Raw genomic sequence first — 20,012 nt, 5'->3', positions numbered from 1 at the left:
GCTGCGCGGCCGGGTCAGATTTCCAGCGCGGCGAGCAGGTCCTGTTCAAGCTGAATCTGCAATCGGTTATCGGCGGCAAGACGGCTGCCGTCGACCAGGAACACGTCTTCGACGCGTTCGCCAAGGGTGTTGATGCGCGCCGTATGCACGGACACGCGATGTTTGGCCAGCACGCGCGTGATGGCGTAGAGCAGGCCGGTGCGGTCGTTGGCCGACAGCGACAGCAGGTAATACTGGCCGCGCTCGTCCGGACGCAGGTCCACGCGCGGCTTGATCGGGAAGCTGCGCGACTGGCGAGACAGGCGGCCCTGGCTGGGTTCCGGGAGTGCGGCCTGTTGCTGCAGGCGGTCGCCCAGTTCGTGCTCTACCAGCGCAAGGATGTCACGGTAGTTGCCGCCATCGCCGGCCATGCCCGGGTCGGTCACCTGGAACGTATCCAGTGCGTAGCCGTGGCGGGTGGTGTGGATCTTGGCGTCCTGGATCGAGAATGCCTTGCGTTCGAAGTAGCCGCAGATGCGGGCGAAGAGGTCAGGCTGGTCCTTGACATAGACCGCTACCTGCAAGCCCTCGCCGGCAGGGGAAATCCGTGCCTTCACCACCGGCACCGGGCTGTCCACCTTGTTGAACAAGTGACGGGTCAGCCAGGCGATATCGCGCGAATCGTGGCGCAGGAAGAAAGCCACGTCGAGCTGCGCCCACAGTGGCTTGCCCAGCTCCGGGTCGAAGGCCTTCAGGCGCAGCTGCGCGATGGTTTCCTCCTGGCGCTGCGCCCAGATCGAATGCGGGTCGACCCTGGCGCCGCCCAGCACGCGCAGCGTGATGCGGTACAGGTCTTCGAGCAGCTTGCCTTTCCAGGCATTCCACACCTTGGGGCTGGTGCCGCGGACATCGGCCACGGTCAGCAGGTACAGCGCCGTCAGGTGCCGTTCGCCACCGACCACGCGTGCGAAGGCGTGCACGACTTCGGGATCGGTCAGGTCCTGCTTCTGCGCCACGTGGCTCATGGTCAGGTGGTGCTCCACCAGCCAGCAGATCAGGTCAGCGTCCTCGCGCGCAATGCCATGCTGCTTGCAGAAGCGGCGTGCATCCACGGTGCCCAGCTTCGAGTGATCGCCGCCGCGGCCCTTGGCGATGTCGTGGAACAGCGCCGCGACCCACAGCACCCAGGGCTTGTCGAATCTCGCCATCAGCTGGCTGCAGAACGGGAATTCGTGCGTGTGCTCGACAATGGCGAAGCGGCGCATGTTGCGCACCACCATCAGGATGTGCTGGTCCACGGTGTAGACGTGGAACAGGTCGTGCTGCATCTGGCCGACGATGCGGCGGAAGTTGATCAGGTAGCGGCCCAGCACGCTGGTCTGGTTCATCAGGCGCAGCGCGTGGGTGATGCCTTGCGGTTCCTGCAGGATGGCCAGGAACAGGCGGCGGTTTTCGGGGTCGTTGCGCCAGCGTGCATCCATCACGGTGCGCGCGTTGTAAAGGCCGCGCAGCGTGCGCGGGGACAATCCCTTGATGCCCGGCGTGCGCTCGTACAGCAGGAAGGTCTCGAGGATGGCGTGCGGGTCGCTTTCGTAGAGGCTGTCGCTGGTGATCTCCAGCATGCCCTGGCGCTCGACGAAACGTTCGTTGACCACGCGCGTCACCTGCGATTCGCTCGGGAACAGCAGGGCCTCGATGTTGAGCAGCAGCACGCTGTTGAGCTGGGTCACTGCCTTGGCGGCCCAGTAGTAGCGGCGCATCAGCTGCTCGCTGGCACGCTTGTTGTCGTTCTGGCGGTAGCCGAAGGATTCGGCCAGCGCGGTCTGCAGATCGAACACCAGGACGTCCTGGCGGCGCCCGGCGACGAGATGCAGGCGGGCGCGGATGGTCTTCAGCAGGCGTTCGTTGCGGGCGAGTTCCTGCGCTTCGCGCTGCGTCAGCAGCCCTTTTTCGAACAGCTCTTTCCAGCTGTCGCCGAGGCCTGCGGCCTTGGTCATCCACAGGATTACCTGCAGGTCGCGCAGGCCGCCCGGGCTCTCCTTGCAGTTGGGCTCGAGCGAATAGGGTGTGTCCTGGTACTTGGCGTGGCGCTGGCGCATCTCCAGCAGCTTGGCCTGGAAGAAGGCTGCCGGGTCCAGGTCGGCCTGGTGCTGCGTGCGCAGCGCGTTGAACAGCTTGCGCTCGCCAGTCAGCAGGCGCGCTTCCAGCAGCGAGGTCTGGATGGTGATGTCCGCGCGAGCTTCACGGATGCAGTCTTCCACGGTGCGGACCGAGGAGCCGATCTCCAACCCCAGGTCCCAGCACATGCCGATGAACCGTTCGAGCCGGCTCGCGGTGCCGGCATCGGGTTCGGACGGCAGCAGCAGCAGCACGTCCACGTCAGAGTACGGGAACAGTTCCCCGCGGCCGTAGCCGCCGACGGCCACCAGCGCGGCGTCGGCGGGCATGTCCAGCCCGCGCCAGGCCTCGATGAGCGCGGCGTCCACGGCGCGGCGCAGGCGCGTGATGAGCGTGCCGACCTGGACGGTCTGGCCAAAATCGGCAAACAGGGCCTGCTTGTCGGCCTTCAACTGGTCGCGAACGCGTGCGGCGAGCAGGAGTTCCGGCGTGGTGTCCATGGGCTGGGCAGGATGGTTCGTGGGCACGGCTGGAAAAAGAAAGGCGCCCGTCAGGCGCCCCCAACCAGGTTGCGGCTCAGGCCGCGACCGACTCCGTAATGAATGCGGGCGGCGCGGGCGTGCCGGCGGACACCGTCAGCACCTCGTAGCCGGTTTCGGTCACGAGCACTGTATGTTCCCACTGCGCGGACAGGCTGCGGTCGCGGGTCTTGACCGTCCACTGGTCTGGCATGGTGCGGATGTCGCGCTTGCCAGCGTTGATCATCGGCTCGATGGTGAAGATCATGCCTGCCTTGATCTCGGCGCCGGTTCCCGCGCGGCCGTAATGCAGGACCTGCGGGTCTTCATGGAAGTTCTTGCCAATGCCGTGGCCGCAGTACTCGCGCACCACACTGTAGCCGGCAGCTTCCGCGTGCACCTGGATGGCGTGGCCGATATCGCCCAGGCGGGCTCCGGCGCGCACCTGCGCGATGCCCTTCCACATGCATTCGTAGGTCACCTGCGCGAGCCGCTTGGCCAGGATCGACCCCTCGCCGACGATGAACATGCGGCTGGTGTCGCCGTAGTAGCCTTCCTTGGTGATGACCGTAATGTCCAGGTTGATGGCGTCGCCGCCCTTGAGCACGCGGTCGCCGGGAATGCCGTGGCAGATCACGTCGTTGACCGAAGTGCAGATGGCGCCGGGGAAGGGTGGGTAGCCCGGGGGCGCATAATTCAGCGGCGCCGGTACGGTGCCTTGCACGTCACGCATATAGGCGTGGCACAACCGGTCGAGTTCGCCGGTGGTCACGCCGGGTTTGACGAACGGCGTGATGTAGTCGAGGACTTCCGAGGCAAGGCGGCAAGCCACGCGCATTTGGGCGACGTCTTCGGCGGTGTTCAGGTGGATGCTCATGCTGCTTCGCCAGAAAAAGTGAAGGCGGGGCCATGGGCCGCGCCGGAATCAGATAGGTAATGTGGGATTATCGCACCATCGGCGCTTGATCGCAGCGGTTGTCCGTGCAATCGGGGTCAGATGAGCGGCACTTCCCGCTTCCCCGTGCCTGCACTGGCAGATTTGTGGTCCGCTTGAGTGGTGCGGGCATTTGTTGCTAGAATAGCGGGCTGACTTGTTTGCGGCGCAGCATTTGCCGCTGCCGGTCGATTTTTGAAGTCGTGAAATCGCTGGTCCGCCCATCCGGGGTGTTCCTCTTCAGGAATGTCGGGGCGGACTTCAGACCCAACCCTATTGGAGAATTACATGTCCGTTACCATGCGCGAAATGCTGGAAGCCGGTTGCCACTTCGGCCACCAGACCCGCTTCTGGAACCCGAAGATGGCCCCCTTCATCTTCGGCCATCGCAACAAGATCCACATCATCAACCTCGAAAAGACGTTGCCGATGTTCCAGGACGCGCTGAAGTACGTGCGTCAGCTGGCTGCCAATCGCGGCACCATCATGTTTGTGGGCACCAAGCGCCAGTCGCGCGAAATCCTGGCTGAAGAAGCTGGCCGTGCCGGCATGCCGTACGTCGACGCCCGCTGGCTCGGCGGCATGCTGACCAACTTCAAGACGGTCAAGACTTCGATCAAGCGCCTGAAGGACATGGAAGCCGCCAAGGAAGCCGGCGCGCTGGAAACCATGAGCAAGAAGGAAGCGCTGATGTTCGAGCGCGAGATGCTCAAGCTGGAAAAATCGATCGGCGGCATCAAGGAAATGGGCGGCATTCCTGACGCCATCTTCGTGGTGGACGTCGGCTACCACAAGATCGCCGTGACCGAAGCCAACAAGCTGGGCATTCCCGTGATCGGTGTGGTCGATACCAACCACTCGCCGGAAGGCATCGACTATGTGATCCCGGGCAACGACGACTCGTCCAAGGCCGTGGCCCTGTACGTGCGCGGCGTGGCTGACGCGATCCTGGAAGGCCGTGCCAACGCCGTGCAGGAAGTCGTCGAAGCCGCTCGCGGCGGTGACGATTTCGTCGAAGTGCAGGAAGGCTGATTGCCGGCTGCCGAGAGGACCCCGATCACGCGCATCGCCACGGAACGATCACAAGGCATCGGCCACCGGACCTGACAAAAGGTGCGGGGCGTTGCGCGGAGCCGGCGAATGCCGGCCTCGGCAAGTCGGAAAGAAAAAGGGGGCACATCCGGCGCCCCCTTTTTTTGAATTTGCAGTATCTGGATTGTTGTCATCCGCCGCAGGCAAGCTCTGCCGCGGGTGAGGCTGTACACCCCCCGGCCGGTTGCCAGACAGGAAACTGGGGCACCCGGCGCGAACCATTCAAGGAGTGACAAATGGCGGCAATTACCGCAAGCATGGTGGCTGAACTGCGCGCGAAGACCGACGCGCCGATGATGGAATGCAAGAAGGCCCTGACCGAGGCCGACGGCGACCTGAACAAGGCTGAAGAACTGCTGCGCGTCAAGCTGGGCAACAAGGCCAGCAAGGCCGCATCGCGCGTGACCGCGGAAGGCGTGGTTGCCTCGTTCATCGATGGCACCACCGGTGTCCTGGTCGAATTGAACTGCGAGACCGATTTCGTCTCCAAGAACGACGACTTCCTGGCTTTCTCGGCCACGGTCGCCGAGCTGATCGCCAAGCAGAATCCGGCTGATGTGGCTGCGCTGTCGGCGCTGGAAATCGACGGCGTGAGCGTGGAAGCCACCCGCACCGCCCTGATCGGCAAGATCGGCGAGAACCTGACGATCCGCCGCTTCACCCGCTATGCCAATGGCGGCAAGCTGGTTTCGTACCTGCACGGCACCCGCATCGGCGTGATGGTCGAGTTCGACGGCGATGAAGCCGCCGCCAAGGACGTCGCCATGCACGTGGCCGCCATGAAGCCGGTGTCGCTGTCGGCCGAGCAGGTTCCCGCGGATCTGATCGCCAAGGAGCGCAGCATCGCCGAGCAGAAGGCTGCCGAGTCGGGCAAGCCGGCCGAAATCGTCGCCAAGATGGTGGAAGGTTCGGTCCAGAAGTACCTGAAGGAAGTGTCGCTGTTCAACCAGCCGTTCGTGAAGAACGACAAGCAGACCGTCGAGCAGATGCTCAAGGCTGCCAACACGACCGTGAAGGGCTTCACCCTGTACGTCGTGGGCGAAGGCATCGAGAAGAAGCAGGACGACTTCGCTGCCGAAGTGGCCGCCCAGGTGGCCGCTGCACAGAAGGGCTGATGTCCGGGGCGGTTCGGTGCCTCCCTTCGGGGGTGGCACGCCGCCTATAATGCCGAAGGGGCGCCGCAAGGTGCCCCTCTGCTTAAGTAGGATCACATGGCGTGAGCCGTGTGCAATGCAACAGCCAGCCAGTTTCCGGGGCCATCCGCCTGTCGCGGGTGCCCCCGAAAACCGGCTTATCTCCGGCATCCACTTGGCCCAGGCCACATGGGTGTATCAAAACAATACGTCTCAAATTTCGTCTCAAATCGAGCGAATTGCTCCTGTCCGAGGGTGAACATGCCAGCCTACAAGCGCGTCCTACTGAAACTCTCCGGTGAAGCCCTCATGGGCGATGATGCCTTCGGCATCAACCGCGCCACCATCGAAGGGATGGTCAATGACATTGCCGAGATCGTGAAGCTCGGCGTCCAGGTGGCGGTGGTGATCGGCGGCGGCAACATCTTCCGCGGTGTCGCGGGCGGTGCCGCCGGCATGGACCGCGCCACGGCCGACTACATGGGCATGCTGGCCACCATGATGAACGCGCTGGCCCTGCAGGACGCCATGCGCCACGCCAATATCGAAGGCCGCGTCCAGTCCGCGCTGCGCATGGACCAGGTGGTCGAGCCCTACATCCGTCCCCGCGCCATCCGTCAGCTTGAGGAGGGCAAGGTTGTGATCTTCGCCGCGGGTACCGGCAACCCGTTCTTCACCACCGACACGGCCGCGGCGCTGCGGGGTTCCGAGATCGGCGCCGAGATCGTGCTCAAGGCGACCAAGGTGGACGGTGTGTATACGGCTGACCCGAAGAAGGATCCGAGCGCCACACGCTACACCACGATCTCGTTCGACGAGGCCATCTCGCGCAACCTGCAGGTCATGGATGCCACGGCTTTCGCGCTGTGCCGCGACCAGAAGCTGCCGATCAAGGTGTTCTCGATCGTCAAGCCGGGCGCACTCAAGCGGGTGATCCTGGGCGAGGACGAAGGCACGCTGGTCCACGTCTGAACGCGGGTGCCGGGCGCGGAATCTGGTGCGCGGTCCGGCAAAGAGTAGAATGGTTCATTTTCGGTCCCGGGATGCCGGGATCCTGGTAGCTGATTTCCGGAGGTAATCATGAGCGTCGCCGAAACAAAGAAGAGCGTCGAGCAGAAGATGCAGAAGTCGATCGAGGCCTTCAGGGCCGATCTGGCCAAAGTCCGCACCGGCCGTGCCCACACCGGCCTGCTCGACCACGTACAGGTGGACTACTACGGTTCGATGGTGCCGATCAGCCAGGTGGCGAACATCGGCCTGGGCGACGCCCGTACCATTACTGTCCAGCCTTGGGAAAAGAAGATGGTCGGCGCGGTCGAGAAGGCCATCCGCGACTCCGACCTGGGCCTGAATCCGGCCACCCTGGGCGAAGTCATTCGCGTTCCAATGCCGGCCCTGACCGAAGAGCGCCGCAAGGAGCTGACCAAGGTTGTCAAGAGCGAAGCCGAAGGCGCCAAGGTGGCCGTGCGCAACCTGCGCCGCGACGCCAACGAGCAGTTCAAGAAGCTGGTCAAGGACAAGGCCATCTCCGAGGACGACGAGCGCCGTGGCCAGGAGGACGTTCAGAAGCTGACCGACAAGTACGTGGCCGAGATCGACAAGATGGTCGCCGAAAAAGAGAAGGAGATCATGACGGTCTGAGGCCGTCCGGCGGCTTGCCGCCGGAACCTTCAGTGTCGTCTGCCATCATGCAGCACATCAGTTCTACGCTCGCCGTCCCCGACACCGCCTATGTGCCCCGCCATGTTGCCATCATCATGGATGGCAACGGCCGCTGGGCGACGCAGCGCCATCTGCCGCGCGTGGCCGGTCACAGCCGCGGGCTGGACGCCGTGCGTGCCGTGGTGGAGGCCAGCGCCGCGCGCGGCGTGCAGTTCCTGACGCTGTTTGCGTTCAGCTCCGAGAACTGGCGCCGTCCCGCGGACGAAGTATCGTTCCTGATGCGCCTGTTCATGACCGCTCTGCGCCGCGAAGTGGTCAAGATGCACGCGAACAGTATCCGCCTGCGCGTGGTGGGCGACCTGGGCCGCTTCAGCCCGCGCATCCAGCAGTTGATCAAGGACGCCGAAGCGCGCACGGCGGGCAACACTGGCATGACAGTGACCATCGCCGCAAATTACGGCGGCCGATGGGACCTGCTGCAGGCCATGCGCAAGATGCTGGCCCGCTCGCCGATGCTCGACCCCGAGTCGATCGACGAATCGGTGCTGGCGCCGCACCTGGCCATGTCCTACGCGCCGGAGCCGGACCTGTTCATCCGGACCGGGGGCGAGCAGCGCATCAGCAATTTCCTGTTGTGGCAGCTGGCGTATTCGGAGCTGTACTTCACCGACGTCTTCTGGCCGGATTTCGATGCCGCCGAGCTGGACAAGGCCTTTGCCTCGTACCGCCAGCGCGAACGCCGCTTTGGCCGCACCAGCGCCCAGCTGGTTGCGCCGGGGCTGTCCGGCACTGCCTGAGTGTCGGGCCAATCCACCTTTCCACGGGACTAGCAGCGCATGCTTCTCACCCGCGTCATCACCGCCCTGTGCCTGTTGCTGCTGATTCTGCCGATCCTGTTCCTGGCACCGCCCGCGGCGCTGGCCGGGCTCATCGCCGTGATCGTGCTGCTCGGCGGCTGGGAATTCGGGCGGCTCATCGGGCTGGGCGGCGTCTGGCCGTACGTCTATGCGGTGGCCTGCCTGATCGCGTTGATCGCCTGGCATGACCTGCCGGCCCGCCACGGCCTGACCTGGCTGCTGCAGGCAGCCGTGGTCTGCTGGGGCGTGGCGCTGGTGCTCCTCGCGCGCGGCGTGCGGACGGCGACGCCGGGGTTCACCGTGCTGGGCGCCATCCTCGGCCTGATCATGCTGCCTGCATTCGGGCACGCCACGATGATCCTGCGCGGCGCCGGCATCGGCGTGTTGCTGACGGCGGCCGTGCTGGTGTGGGCGGCCGACATCGGCGCCTATTTCGTCGGCAAGGCAATCGGCCGGCGCAAGCTCGCTCCGTCCATCAGTCCGGGCAAGTCCTGGGAGGGCGCCATCGGCGGCTGGCTGCTGGCGATGCTGATTGGCCTGGGGCTGGCGGCTACGCATGCGTTTGCGCCGACCTGGTTCTCGGTCATGGCCGACCGCGGCGGCCTGGTGTTGGTGGCGCTGTTGACCACGCTGCTGGTTGCCGCCAGTATTGTCGGCGACCTGTTCGAGTCGCTGCTCAAGCGGCAGGTCGGCAAGAAGGACAGCAGCCGGCTGTTGCCGGGCCATGGCGGCGTGCTTGACCGCATTGACGCCTTGGTGCCGGTGTTTCCGCTGGCAGCCCTGATGGTGACCTATTTCTGAAGCCGTTCTGTTCTGATATGCATCGAATTACCATCCTCGGCGCAACCGGCTCGATCGGCGAAAGCACGCTCGATGTGGTGCGGCGCCACGCCGACCGGTATGCCGTGCATGCCCTGACTGCGCACCGGCAGGTGCAGAAGCTCGCGGCGAGCTGCATCGAGTTCCGGCCCGCCCGCGCCGTAGTGGGAACGCCGGAAGCCGCACGCGAGCTGGAAGCGCTGCTGCGCGCGGCCGGTGTCACGACGGAAGTCAGCCATGGCGAGGCCGCTCTGGAGTCGGTCGCCAGCGACGCGCAAACCGACTCGGTCATGGCTGCGATCGTCGGCGCGGCGGGGCTGCGCCCGACCCTGGCTGCCGCGCGTGCCGGCAAGCGCGTGCTGCTGGCCAACAAGGAAGCGCTGGTCATGTCAGGGCGTATCTTCATGGATGCGGTACGCGAACACGGCGCCACGCTGCTGCCGATCGACAGCGAGCACAACGCTATCTTCCAGTGCCTGCCGGCGAACGATCAGCGCTATCGTGCCGGAGTGGCCAAGGTCGTGCTGACCGCGTCGGGAGGTCCGTTCCGTACGCGCGATCCGGCTACGCTGCACGACATCACGCCAGACCAGGCCTGCGCCCATCCTAACTGGGTCATGGGGCGCAAGATCTCGGTAGACTCAGCGACCATGATGAACAAGGGCCTGGAGGTCATCGAGGCCCACTGGCTGTTCGAGGCGCCTGCCGAGCACATCGAAGTGCTGATTCATCCGCAGAGCATCGTGCATTCGATGGTTGCCTACATGGACGGTTCGGTGCTCGCGCAACTGGGCAATCCGGACATGCGCACGCCGATCGCCTACGGGCTCGCATACCCGGAGCGGATCGACGCAGGCGTATCGCAGCTGGATCTGGCACTGGCCGGTGCGCTGAATTTCGAGAAGCCCGACCTGGCGCGCTTTCCCTGCCTGGCGCTGGCCTTCGACGCGCTGCGCGCAGGCGGCGTGGCGCCTGCCGTGTTGAACGCTGCCAATGAAGTGGCTGTTGAGGCATTCCTGCAGGGCGGCATCCGCTTTACCGACATCGCGCGGATCGTCGGCAATGTGCTGGAAAATGCACCCAATAATGCAGCCGACTCGCTCGAAACCGTGCTCGATGCCGACCAGAGGGCGCGACAGTCGGCGCGTGCATGTCTGCAGGAGCTGACAACAAGCGTCCTGCGCTGACGGTGCGGCCGGTGGCATCTGCGACAATGGCAGTGCCGCGGCGGCTGGCGCCCATGATGGGACGGCCGGCCGTGCGGCCTGGCCACCGCCAGTCCGGCCAATTTTCCTGACGACCCTGCCATGCAAACCGTAATCGCCTTTGTCGTCGCCCTCTGCGTGCTGATCTTCGTGCACGAGATGGGCCACTACCTTGCCGCACGCGCGTGCGGGGTCAAGGTGCTGCGGTTCTCGATCGGCTTCGGCCGGCCACTGCTGCGCTGGACTTCCAAGGGGCGGGACCGCACGGAATGGACCGTCGCGGCCATTCCGCTGGGCGGCTACGTCAAGATGCTGGACGAGCGCGAGCGGGACCCCGAGCATGACGCGCCCATCGACCAGGCCGAGTTGCCGCGCGCCTTCAACCGGCAGCCCGTGGGCAAGCGCTTTGTCGTTGTCGCGGCGGGGCCGCTGGCCAATTTTGCGCTGGCGATCGTGCTGTACTTCGGCCTCTTTACCGGCGGGATGCGCGAGCCGGCGCCGATCCTCGCGGCACCTGCTGCCGGCACCATGGCCGCCCAGGCCGGCGTGCGCGAAGGCGACCGGGTGTTGTCATTGCGGGCCAACGGCCGGGAAGAGGCCGTGCGTTCCTGGAACGAGTTGCGCATGGCGGTATTCGCCGAAGGCTTCGGTGACGCCCGCGCCGTGCTGCGGGTGCGCGGTACCGACGGCGGCGAGCGCGACCTGGCGCTGGCGCGGCTGCCCAGCACCGGGAGCAATCCGGAGCAGGATCCGCTGGCCATGCTCGGCCTTTCGCTGAAGGGCGGCCCTGTGACGATCACCGAGGTTCTGCCCGGTTCCGCAGCGGAACGTGCGGGCCTGAAACCGGGCGATCGGGTGGTGGCATGGCAGGGCAAGCCGCTCACGCAGGCTGCCGAACTGATCAAGGCGGTGCGTGCGCAGCCGGGGCAGCGCGTGGCGCTGGGCATCGAGCGCCGCGGCCAGCGACTGGATATCCCGGTAACGCTCGACAGCGCGAAGCCCCGCGAGGGCGATGCCCCCGGGACGGCGGTGACCGGCAAGCTGGGCGCGGCACTCAGCCAGGCGGTGGAGATGGAGACCGTGCGCTATGCGCCGGCGCAGGCCCTGGGCCGCGCCGTGGGGCAGGTCTGGAACACAAGCGTGCTGTCGCTCAAGCTGCTCGGCAAGATGCTGATCGGGCAGGCTTCGTTGCAGAACCTGAGCGGTCCGCTGACCGTGGCCGACTATGCCGGACGTGCCGCGCATCTGGGATTGCAGGCCTTCATCAGCTTCCTGGCGTTGGTCAGCGTTAGCCTCGGCGTGCTGAATTTGTTACCTATTCCGGTTCTGGATGGGGGGCATTTGCTGTATTATTGCGTGGAATTTTTGACCGGCAGGCCCGTCCCAGACCACTGGCAGGCAATGCTGCAGAAGGTAGGCATCGCCTGCATCTTGCTCCTGACTTCGCTCGCTTTGTTCAATGACGTCAGCCGGATGTTCCTGGCCAATGGCTAGAAACAGGTAACGGCAAACAGGGCGATCGTGTTGCCGACACCGTCGCCCGGGACGCTATTGGCAGGCGCAGCCCCACGAAGCATCGGAGCGCAATCCTGGATGGAATCAAAGAGGGGATCAAGATTGATCAGACATAAGCGCGTCTCGCTGGGCTTGCTCGCGAGTGCCGTTATTGCAGCCTGGAGCCCGGCGGGCTGGGCCGCCGATCCGTTTGTCGTCAAGGACATCCGCGTTGAGGGCCTGCAACGCGTGGAACCCGGTACGGTCTTTGGCTACCTTCCTGTCCGCGTCGGCGAGACGTTCACCGACGACAAAGGCGCCGACGCCATCCGCGCGCTGTACAACACCGGTTTCTTCAAGGACGTGCAGATCCGCGCCGAAGACGGCGTGCTGGTCGTGCAGGTGGAAGAGCGCCCCGCCATTTCGCAGCTCGAATTCGTCGGCATCAAGGAATTCGACAAGGACACGCTGCGCCGCTCGCTGCGCGCGGTGGGCGTTGCCGAAGCGCGTTACTACGACAAGGCCCTGATCGACAAGGCCGAACAGGAACTCAAGCGCCAGTACGTGGCCCGCGGCTATTACGCGGCCGACGTGCAGACCACGGTGACGCCGGTCGACCGCAACCGCGTGTCAGTGGTGTTCAACGTGGAAGAAGGCCCGGTCGCGAAGATCAAGCAGATCAATATCGTCGGCAACAAGGCATTCAAGGAAAGCACGCTGCGCGACGAGATGCAGCTTTCCACACCGAACTGGCTGTCCTGGTACACCAAGAACGACCTCTATTCCAAGCAGAAGCTCACGGCTGACCTGGAAGCGCTGCGTTCGTATTACCTGAACCGTGGCTACCTGGAATTTGCGATCGAGTCGACTCAGGTTTCGATCACGCCGGACAAGAAGGACATCTACCTGACGCTGAACATCAAGGAAGGCGAGCAGTACAAGGTGTCCGATATCCGCCTGGCCGGCGAACTGCTCGGCAAGCAGGAGGAAATGGAAAAGCTGCTGCAGCTGAAGAAGGGCGATATTTTCTCGTCCGAGAAGCTGACGGCAAGTACCAAGTCCATTACCGACCTGCTGGGCACTTATGGCTACGCGTTCACCACGATCAACCCGCAGCCGCAGATCGATCAGGAAAAGCGTGAAGTCGCGCTGACGCTGATGGTCGACCCGGGCAGGCGCGTGTACGTGCGCCGCGTCAATGTGGTCGGCAACAGCAAGACCCGCGACGAAGTAGTGCGCCGTGAAATGCGCCAGATGGAAAGCTCCTGGTTCGACAGCGAAAAGCTGCAGCAGTCGCAGGCGCGTATCAACCGCACGGGCTATTTCACCGACACCAACATTACCACCGAGGACGTGCCGGGCGCGCCCGACCAGGTCGATGTGAACGTCAATGTGACCGAAAAGCCGACCGGCCAGATCAGCCTGGGCGTGGGCTTCTCGTCCACGGACAAGCTGGTGCTGCAGGCAGGCCTGCGCCAGGACAACGTGTTCGGTTCCGGTACCAGCCTGGGCCTGGACGTGAACACCGCCAAGTCGTTCCGTACCATTGCGCTGACGCAGTACGACCCGTACTTCACGGTGGACGGGATCAGCCGCTCGACCGACGTCTACTACCGTACGTCCCGCCCGCTGTACTACACCGGCGACCAGGACTACAAGATCGAAACGGCCGGCGGCGGCTTCAAGTTCGGCGTGCCGTTCTCGGAAGTCGATACCGTGTTCTTCGGCATCGGCTACGAATGGACTCGTATCTCGGTCTCGCCGAACACGCCGAGCCAGTACGTGAAGTTCCTGCAGGACATCGGCAAGATGTCGCCTGGCCAGACCGTGGGTACGGCTTCGCCGATCAACAACTTCCCGTTCACGATCGGCTGGGCACGCGACCGCCGCGACTCGGCGCTGGTTCCGACCAAGGGCCCCTACACCCAGGCCAACCTGGAAGTAGGCATCCCCGGCGGGGACGTGCAGTACTACCGTGCCAGCGTCCAGCAGCAGTATTTCTATCCGCTGTCGAAGGCCTTCACGCTGGCCCTTAACGGCGAAGTTGCCTATGGCCATGGCTATGGCAACACGCCGTTCCCGGTGTACAAGTACTTCTATGCCGGTGGTATCGGCTCGGTGCGCGGCTACCAGACCAGCACGCTGGGTCCGAAGGACCAGAACGGCAACCCTGTGGGCGGTGCGTCCAAGATGATCGGTAACGTCGAATTCATCTTCCCGCTGCCGGGTTCGGGCGTGGACCGCACGTTGCGCCTGTTCACCTTCTTCGACTTCGGTAACGTGTACCAGGAAGGCGCGCCGCTGTCGTTCAGCGAGTTGAAGTACTCCACTGGTTTCGGTATGTCGTGGCTGTCGCCGATCGGCCCGCTGAAGATCAGCATGGGCTTCCCGCTGAAGAAGGACGATACCGACAAGGTTCAGCGCTTCCAGTTCCAGATCGGCACTGCGTTCTGATTCTGTAAAAGGATCCGTTTCATGAATACAAAATCCAAATTGGTCAAATCCCTGAGCGCCGCCGCCGTGGCTGCCGCAGCGCTGTGCGCAGCGGCTCCCGCAATGGCCCAGGAAGCCCGCATTGCCGCCGTGAATTCCGAGCGCATCCTGCGTGATTCGCAGCCCGCCAAGCAGGCACAGGTCAAGCTGGAGCAGGAGTTCTCCAAGCGCGACCGCGAGCTGCAGGACATGGCCCAGAAGATCAAGGCCATGGCCGACAAGCTGGACAAGGACACGGCCGTCCTGGCCGATTCGGACCGCCAGCGCCGCCAGCGTGAAGTGGCCGACCTGGACCGCGAGTTCCAGCGCAAGCAACGCGAATTCCGAGAGGACCTGAACCAGCGCCGCAATGAGGAACTGGCGCAGGTGCTCGAGCGCGCCAATCGCGTGATCCGTCAGCTTGCCGAACAGCGCAAGTACGACCTGATCGTGCAGGAAGCGGTGTACGTGAACCCGCGCATCGACATCACCGACGATGTGATGAAGGCGCTGAACGCTGGTGGCAAGTAAGCCGCTGGCCGTTCTTTTTTCAGGAAGTACCGCCATGCAGACACCCACACTGGGGCAGCTCGCCACCGAGAACGGCGCGCAGGTTGTGGGTGATCCCAACCTCGCGATCACGGGCCTGGCCCCGCTGGACCAGGCCGGTCCCGGCGAACTCTCGTTTCTCTCCAATCCGCTCTACCTTTCGCAGGCGCTGTCTTCCAAGGCAAGCGCGGTGATCGTGTCCGCGGCCGACCTGGAGCGCATCCGCGCCGAAGGGCAGGCCGACGGCCGCAACTGGCTGGTGGCACGCAATCCATATGTCTGCTTCGCACGGATTGCGCAGCGCTTTGACAAGGCCAGCCGCGACGCGCGCACAGGCATCGACCCGCGGGCCAGCGTTGCCCCGGATGTCACGATTCCGGCTTCGTGCTTTGTCGGCCCGAACGTGGTCATCGAGTCCGGCGCGCGCATTGGCGAGCGTGTGCGCATCCTGGCCAACAGCTTTGTTGGCGCGAATGCACAGATTGGCGACGACTCGCTGATCTACGCCAACGTGTCGGTCTACCACCATTGCGTGGTCGGCGCGCGGGCGATCCTGCACAGCGGGGTCGTGATCGGTGCGGACGGGTTCGGTTTTGCGCCGGACATCGGCCCCGCCGGCGTCGAGTACGTGAAGATTCCGCAGACCGGCCGGGCCGTGCTCGGCAACGATGTCGAAGTCGGCGCCAATACCGCCATCGATCGTGGTGCGATGGCAGACACCGTGGTTGAAGACGGCTGCAAGATCGACAACCAGGTACAGATCGCACACAACGTGCGGGTCGGTGCCCATACGGTGATTGCGGGCTGTGCCGCGGTCTCGGGCAGCACGCGCATCGGACGGTTCTGCGTGATCGGCGGCGCCGCGAACTTCGCGGGGCACCTGACCATTGCCGATCGCACCACGGTGTCCGGCGGGACCTCGATCACCAAATCCATTACCAAGCCCGGTGGCCATTTCACCAGCGTGTTCCCGTTCCTGCCGCACGGCGAATGGGAGCGCAACGCTGCCATCGTGCGTGGCCTGACCAAGCTGCGTGAACGCGTCATGCAACTGGAGCGCCGCCTGCGCGGTCAGCCCGCCGGGACCCAAACCTCACAAGACTAAGAGAAACATCATGACCGCCGCCCAAATCGACATCCGCCAGATCCTCAAGCTGTTGCCGCATCGCTACCCGATGCTGCTGGTGGACCGCGTGCTGGAGTTCGAACCGCAGCAGAGGATCAAGACGCTGAAGAACGTCACCATGAACGAACCGTTCTTCCAGGGGCATTTTCCCGAGCAGCCGGTGATGCCCGGCGTGATGATCCTGGAAGCGCTGGCGCAGTCGGCCGGCCTGCTGACATTTGGTGCCGACCTGGAGCGCAAGGAAGGCGCGCTGTACTACTTCGTCGGCATCGACGGCGCGCGTTTCAAGCAGGTCGTCTACCCGGGCGACCAGTTGCACATGAACGTGACCGTGGAGCGCTACATCCGCGGCATCTGGAAGTTCAAGGCGTTCGCCACGGTGGACGAGAAGGTGGCATGCGAGGCGGAGCTGATGTGCACCGTCAAGCAGGCTGACGCCTGAGTCCGCCCGCCCGCGGCAGCGCTGCGGGCATGGCGGCCTCATACCGCCACGCCAGGGCCGGGCGGTTCAGCCCCCCAGACACCAGACCAACAGGACAGGACGTATGACGCAAATCCATCCCACCGCACTGGTCGACCCGAAAGCAGAACTAGCGGCCGACGTGACCGTTGGCCCGTTTTCCATTGTCGGCCCGAATGTGCGGATTGGCAGCGGCACCCATATCGGCGCGCATTCCACGGTTGAAGGCTATACCACGATCGGCGAGGGCAACAATATCGGCCCTTATGCGTCGGTGGGCGGCGTGCCGCAGGACATGAAATACCGCAACGAGCCGACGCGGCTCGACATCGGCGACCGCAACACCATCCGCGAATTCACCACGATCCATACCGGCACGGTGCAGGACCGCGGCGTGACCACGATCGGCAGCGACAACTGGATCATGGCCTACGTACACATCGCGCATGACTGCACGGTGGGTAACAACACGGTGTTCTCCAGCAATGCGCAGATCGCCGGACACGTGGAAGTGGGCGACTGGGCCATCCTCGGCGGCATGAGCGGCGTGCATCAGTTCGTGCGCATCGGCGCGCATGCCATGCTGGGCGGTGCGTCGGCCCTGGTGCAGGACGTGCCGCCGTTCGTGATCGCGGCCAGTGACAAGAACGGCAACAAGGCCACGCCGCATGGTGTCAACGTGGAGGGCTTGCGCCGCCGCGGCTTCGACGCCGGGCAGATTGCCGTGCTGCGACAGGCTTACAAGCTGCTGTACAAGTCGGATCTCAGCTTCGACGACGCGCGCAAGGAAATCGGCGATCTGCTGACGCAGGCCGATGCGAGTGCCGCTGAGCCGCTGCGTGCGTTCCTCGACTTCATTGCCGCTACCCAGCGCGGCATCGTACGCTGAGACTGGCCTGGACATGGTCGACGCCGCGATTCGGGGTACGCTGCCTGCCGGTACCGGAACCAATGCCAGCCAGCGTGGCACGATTGCCATGGTGGCCGGCGAAGCTTCCGGCGACCTGCTGGCATCGCTGATGCTGGGCGGGCTCAAGGCTCGCCTGGGCGATACGGTCAGCTATGCCGGCATTGGCGGCAAGCGCATGATGGCGGAGGGATTTGTCTCGCACTGGCCGATGGAGACGCTGTCGGTCAACGGGTACGTCGAAGTCCTGGGCTCGCTGCGCGAGATCCTGGCAACGCGCCGCGCCATCCGTGATTCGCTGCTGGCGAATCCGCCGATGTGTTTCATCGGCGTAGATGCGCCGGACTTCAATTTCGGGCTGGAGGTGCCGTTGCGGCGCGCCGGGATTCCGGTGGTCCATTTCGTCAGTCCTTCGATCTGGGCCTGGCGAGGCGGCCGCATCCGCACCATCGCGCGCGCGGTCGACCACATCCTCTGCCTGTTTCCGTTCGAGCCCGAGATCTATGCCAAGGCTGGCATCCCGGCCACCTATGTCGGCCATCCGCTGGCCGACGTGATTCCGATGGTGCCCGATGTCGCAGGCGCGCGCGCGGCGCTGGGCTTGCCTGCCGGCCACCGCGTGGTGGCGGTGCTGCCGGGCAGCCGGCAGTCCGAGGTGCGCAATCTTGGCGCGACGTTCTTCGCCGCCATGGCGCAGATGCAGCGCATGGACCCGAACCTGGCGTTTGTGCTCCCCGCCGCGAGCGCCCCGTTGCGCGCCATCGTGGAAAGCCTGCACCAGCAGTACCCCGAGCTCCGCCTGACCATTGTCGACGGCAAGTCACACCAGGCAATGGAGGCGGCCGACGTGGTACTGCTGGCCAGCGGCACCGCGACGCTGGAAGCGGCGCTCTACAAGAAGCCCATGGTGATCTCGTACAAGGTGCCGTGGCTCACCGCGCAGATCATGAAGCGGCAGGGCTACCTGCCATACGTGGGCTTGCCTAATATTCTGTCAGGGCGCTTCGTCGTGCCCGAGTTGCTGCAGGACGATGCCACGCCGGAAGCGCTGGCGCGCGAGACGCTGCTGCAGCTCAATGACCAGGGCAATATCGCCTTCCTGTACGAACACTTCACGCGGATGCACGAAACGCTCAAGTGCAATACGGCGCAGATTGCCGCCGATGTGGTCATCGACCTGGTGCGCGCGAGGGGGCTGCTCTGATGGTTCGCCGCAAGTTGCCGTCGCCGCAGATGGGGCTCGACCTTGCGCCGGTCGCGGCAAGCGTTCAGCTCCTGTGCGGTGTGGACGAGGCCGGCCGGGGGCCGCTGGCCGGGCCGGTGTACGCCGCCGCGGTGGTGCTCGATCCGGGCAAGCCGATGATTCGCGGGCTTGCGGATTCGAAGGTTCTCAGCGCCAGCAAGCGCGAAGACCTTTACGACAAGATCTGCGAGCGCGCCCTGGGCTGGCATATCGCCTTCGCCACCGTGGAGGAGATCGATACGCTGAATATCCTCCATGCCACCATGCTTGCGATGCAACGCGCGGTGCAAGGGCTGGCCGCAAAAGGCGTCACGCCAGATCTGGTCCAGGTGGACGGCAACCGCTGCCCGCAGGTGCCGTTCCCGGTCGAGGCGGTGGTCAAGGGCGATGCGCTGGTCAAGGCAATCTCGGCAGCGTCCATCCTGGCGAAGGTGGCACGGGACCGTGAGCTGCTGGTCTTGCACGATGCCTATCCGCAGTACGGCTTCGACGCTCACGCGGGCTATCCGACACCACAGCATCTTGCGGCCCTCGCGCAGTTCGGCGCCACGCCGCACCATCGGCGTTCCTTCGCACCCGTGCGCGAGGCGCTGGCCCGCGGCCCGGTGGCCTTCTGAGCGCGGCGCGCGAATCGAGAATTACACCTGTGAAGCACGTTACATCGCGCGACAACGCGCTGTTCAAACATCTCAAGGCCCTGGCCACGTCGACGCATCAGCGCCGCAAGGCGGGGCAGTCGCTGCTGGATGGTGTGCACCTCGCGCAGGCCTATATCGCGGCGCTGGGGCAGCCGGTCAGCTGCTTGGTGTCGGAGCGGCACTACGACCATGCCGAAGTGGCGCCTCTGCTGGCGCAAATGGACAGCCAGCGGATCGTGGTGCTCGCCGATGCGCTGTTCACGCAGATCAGTGGCGTGGCCAACGGCATCGACCTGATGCTGGTGATCGAGACGCCGTCGGGGCACTTGCCGGCGCGTATCGAGGAAGACTGCATCATCCTTGATGGCCTGCAGGATGCCGGCAATGTCGGGTCGATCCTGCGCAGCGCCGCGGCGGCGGGCATCCGTCACGCCTTCCTGGGTACCGGCTGCGCGTTTGCGTGGTCGATCAAGACGCTGCGTGCAGGCATGGGTGCCAATTTCCACCTGAACATTGTCGAGCACTGCACTATCGACATGCTGGCGCCACGGCTGGCGGTACCGCTGCTGGCGACGTCATCGCATGCCGACGCGGCGGTGTTCGATACCGACCTGCGCGGGCCGGTGGCATGGATTGTCGGCAACGAAGGCGCCGGCGTCAGCGCGGCATGGATGGAGCGCGTCACGCGCACCGTTGGCATTCCGCAGCCGGGCGGCCTGGAATCGCTGAACGTGGCCGCTGCCACCGCGATCTGCCTGTTCGAGGCAGTGCGACAGCGGCGCACGGCTCGGTAGCGCCGTTCAGCG

Annotated in this window: 18 protein-coding genes; 16 read left to right on the top strand and 2 right to left on the bottom strand. The window is 64.7% G+C overall.

Annotated features, from left to right (window positions below; translation table 11 throughout):
• Nucleotides 1-14: 14 nt before the first annotated feature.
• A complete protein-coding gene (locus LDO29_RS23415) occupies nt 15-2,597 on the bottom strand; it encodes a [protein-PII] uridylyltransferase (protein ID WP_224082126.1) in 2,583 nt (860 codons plus the stop codon).
• 76 nt (nt 2,598-2,673) lie between these two features.
• Nucleotides 2,674-3,492: a type I methionyl aminopeptidase gene (map, locus tag LDO29_RS23410; protein ID WP_224082125.1), complete on the bottom strand. Its 819-nt coding sequence runs from the start codon at nt 3,490-3,492 to the stop codon at nt 2,674-2,676.
• 345 nt (nt 3,493-3,837) lie between these two features.
• Between map and rpsB the strand changes: the two genes are divergently transcribed.
• The 16 genes from rpsB to LDO29_RS23330 all read left to right on the top strand — a co-directional run bounded on the left by rpsB (nt 3,838) and on the right by LDO29_RS23330 (nt 20,000).
• Nucleotides 3,838-4,581 (top strand): 30S ribosomal protein S2, encoded by a 744-nt coding sequence (gene rpsB, locus LDO29_RS23405; protein WP_224082124.1) that lies wholly within the window; start codon nt 3,838-3,840, stop codon nt 4,579-4,581.
• Nucleotides 4,582-4,877: 296 nt separating this feature from the next.
• The gene (tsf, locus tag LDO29_RS23400) at nt 4,878-5,756 is read left to right on the top strand and encodes a translation elongation factor Ts (RefSeq protein ID WP_224082123.1); all 879 of its coding nucleotides are present in this window, start codon (nt 4,878-4,880) and stop codon (nt 5,754-5,756) included.
• 279 nt (nt 5,757-6,035) lie between these two features.
• Entirely contained in the window at nt 6,036-6,746 is a 711-nt protein-coding gene (gene pyrH / locus LDO29_RS23395; protein ID WP_061958363.1) for a UMP kinase, read from the top strand.
• A gap of 108 nt (nt 6,747-6,854) precedes the next feature.
• Nucleotides 6,855-7,415: a ribosome recycling factor gene (gene frr / locus LDO29_RS23390; RefSeq protein ID WP_224082122.1), complete on the top strand. Its 561-nt coding sequence runs from the start codon at nt 6,855-6,857 to the stop codon at nt 7,413-7,415.
• A 47-nt stretch (nt 7,416-7,462) separates the two neighbouring features.
• Nucleotides 7,463-8,233 (top strand): polyprenyl diphosphate synthase, encoded by a 771-nt coding sequence (uppS, locus tag LDO29_RS23385; RefSeq protein WP_224082168.1) that lies wholly within the window; start codon nt 7,463-7,465, stop codon nt 8,231-8,233.
• A gap of 39 nt (nt 8,234-8,272) precedes the next feature.
• Nucleotides 8,273-9,094, top strand: a complete 822-nt coding sequence (locus LDO29_RS23380) for a phosphatidate cytidylyltransferase (RefSeq protein WP_224082121.1) — start codon at nt 8,273-8,275, stop codon at nt 9,092-9,094.
• Between the two features lie 17 nt (nt 9,095-9,111).
• Nucleotides 9,112-10,299: a 1-deoxy-D-xylulose-5-phosphate reductoisomerase gene (gene ispC / locus LDO29_RS23375; RefSeq protein WP_224082120.1), complete on the top strand. Its 1,188-nt coding sequence runs from the start codon at nt 9,112-9,114 to the stop codon at nt 10,297-10,299.
• A 120-nt stretch (nt 10,300-10,419) separates the two neighbouring features.
• Nucleotides 10,420-11,811 carry an RIP metalloprotease RseP gene (gene rseP / locus LDO29_RS23370; RefSeq protein WP_224082119.1) on the top strand — a complete coding sequence of 464 codons (1,392 nt, stop codon included), beginning with the start codon at nt 10,420-10,422 and terminating at the stop codon, nt 11,809-11,811.
• A 99-nt stretch (nt 11,812-11,910) separates the two neighbouring features.
• Nucleotides 11,911-14,265, top strand: coding sequence for an outer membrane protein assembly factor BamA (bamA, locus tag LDO29_RS23365; protein ID WP_224082118.1), 2,355 nt, complete (start codon nt 11,911-11,913; stop codon nt 14,263-14,265).
• Between the two features lie 21 nt (nt 14,266-14,286).
• Complete coding sequence (locus tag LDO29_RS23360; protein WP_224082117.1) at nt 14,287-14,814, top strand: OmpH family outer membrane protein; 528 nt, start codon at nt 14,287-14,289, stop codon at nt 14,812-14,814.
• Nucleotides 14,815-14,848: 34 nt separating this feature from the next.
• On the top strand, nt 14,849-15,937 hold the full coding sequence (gene lpxD, locus LDO29_RS23355; RefSeq protein ID WP_224082116.1) for a UDP-3-O-(3-hydroxymyristoyl)glucosamine N-acyltransferase: 1,089 nt from the start codon (nt 14,849-14,851) through the stop codon (nt 15,935-15,937).
• Between the two features lie 10 nt (nt 15,938-15,947).
• The gene (fabZ, locus tag LDO29_RS23350) at nt 15,948-16,400 is read left to right on the top strand and encodes a 3-hydroxyacyl-ACP dehydratase FabZ (RefSeq protein WP_224082115.1); all 453 of its coding nucleotides are present in this window, start codon (nt 15,948-15,950) and stop codon (nt 16,398-16,400) included.
• Nucleotides 16,401-16,503: 103 nt separating this feature from the next.
• On the top strand, nt 16,504-17,307 hold the full coding sequence (gene lpxA, locus LDO29_RS23345) for an acyl-ACP--UDP-N-acetylglucosamine O-acyltransferase (protein ID WP_224082114.1): 804 nt from the start codon (nt 16,504-16,506) through the stop codon (nt 17,305-17,307).
• 88 nt (nt 17,308-17,395) lie between these two features.
• A complete protein-coding gene (gene lpxB / locus LDO29_RS23340; RefSeq protein WP_396022710.1) occupies nt 17,396-18,529 on the top strand; it encodes a lipid-A-disaccharide synthase in 1,134 nt (377 codons plus the stop codon).
• Entirely contained in the window at nt 18,529-19,185 is a 657-nt protein-coding gene (rnhB, locus tag LDO29_RS23335; protein ID WP_224082113.1) for a ribonuclease HII, read from the top strand. Before lpxB ends, rnhB begins: the two co-directional genes overlap by 1 nt.
• 29 nt (nt 19,186-19,214) lie before the next feature.
• On the top strand, nt 19,215-20,000 hold the full coding sequence (locus tag LDO29_RS23330; RefSeq protein ID WP_224082112.1) for a TrmH family RNA methyltransferase: 786 nt from the start codon (nt 19,215-19,217) through the stop codon (nt 19,998-20,000).
• Nucleotides 20,001-20,012: the final 12 nt, after the last annotated feature.

Origin of the sequence: Cupriavidus laharis, assembly GCF_914271435.1 — a bacterium.
Lineage (GTDB): Bacteria > Pseudomonadota > Gammaproteobacteria > Burkholderiales > Burkholderiaceae > Cupriavidus > Cupriavidus laharis.
This window is presented reverse-complemented; position numbering and strand designations above follow the sequence as displayed.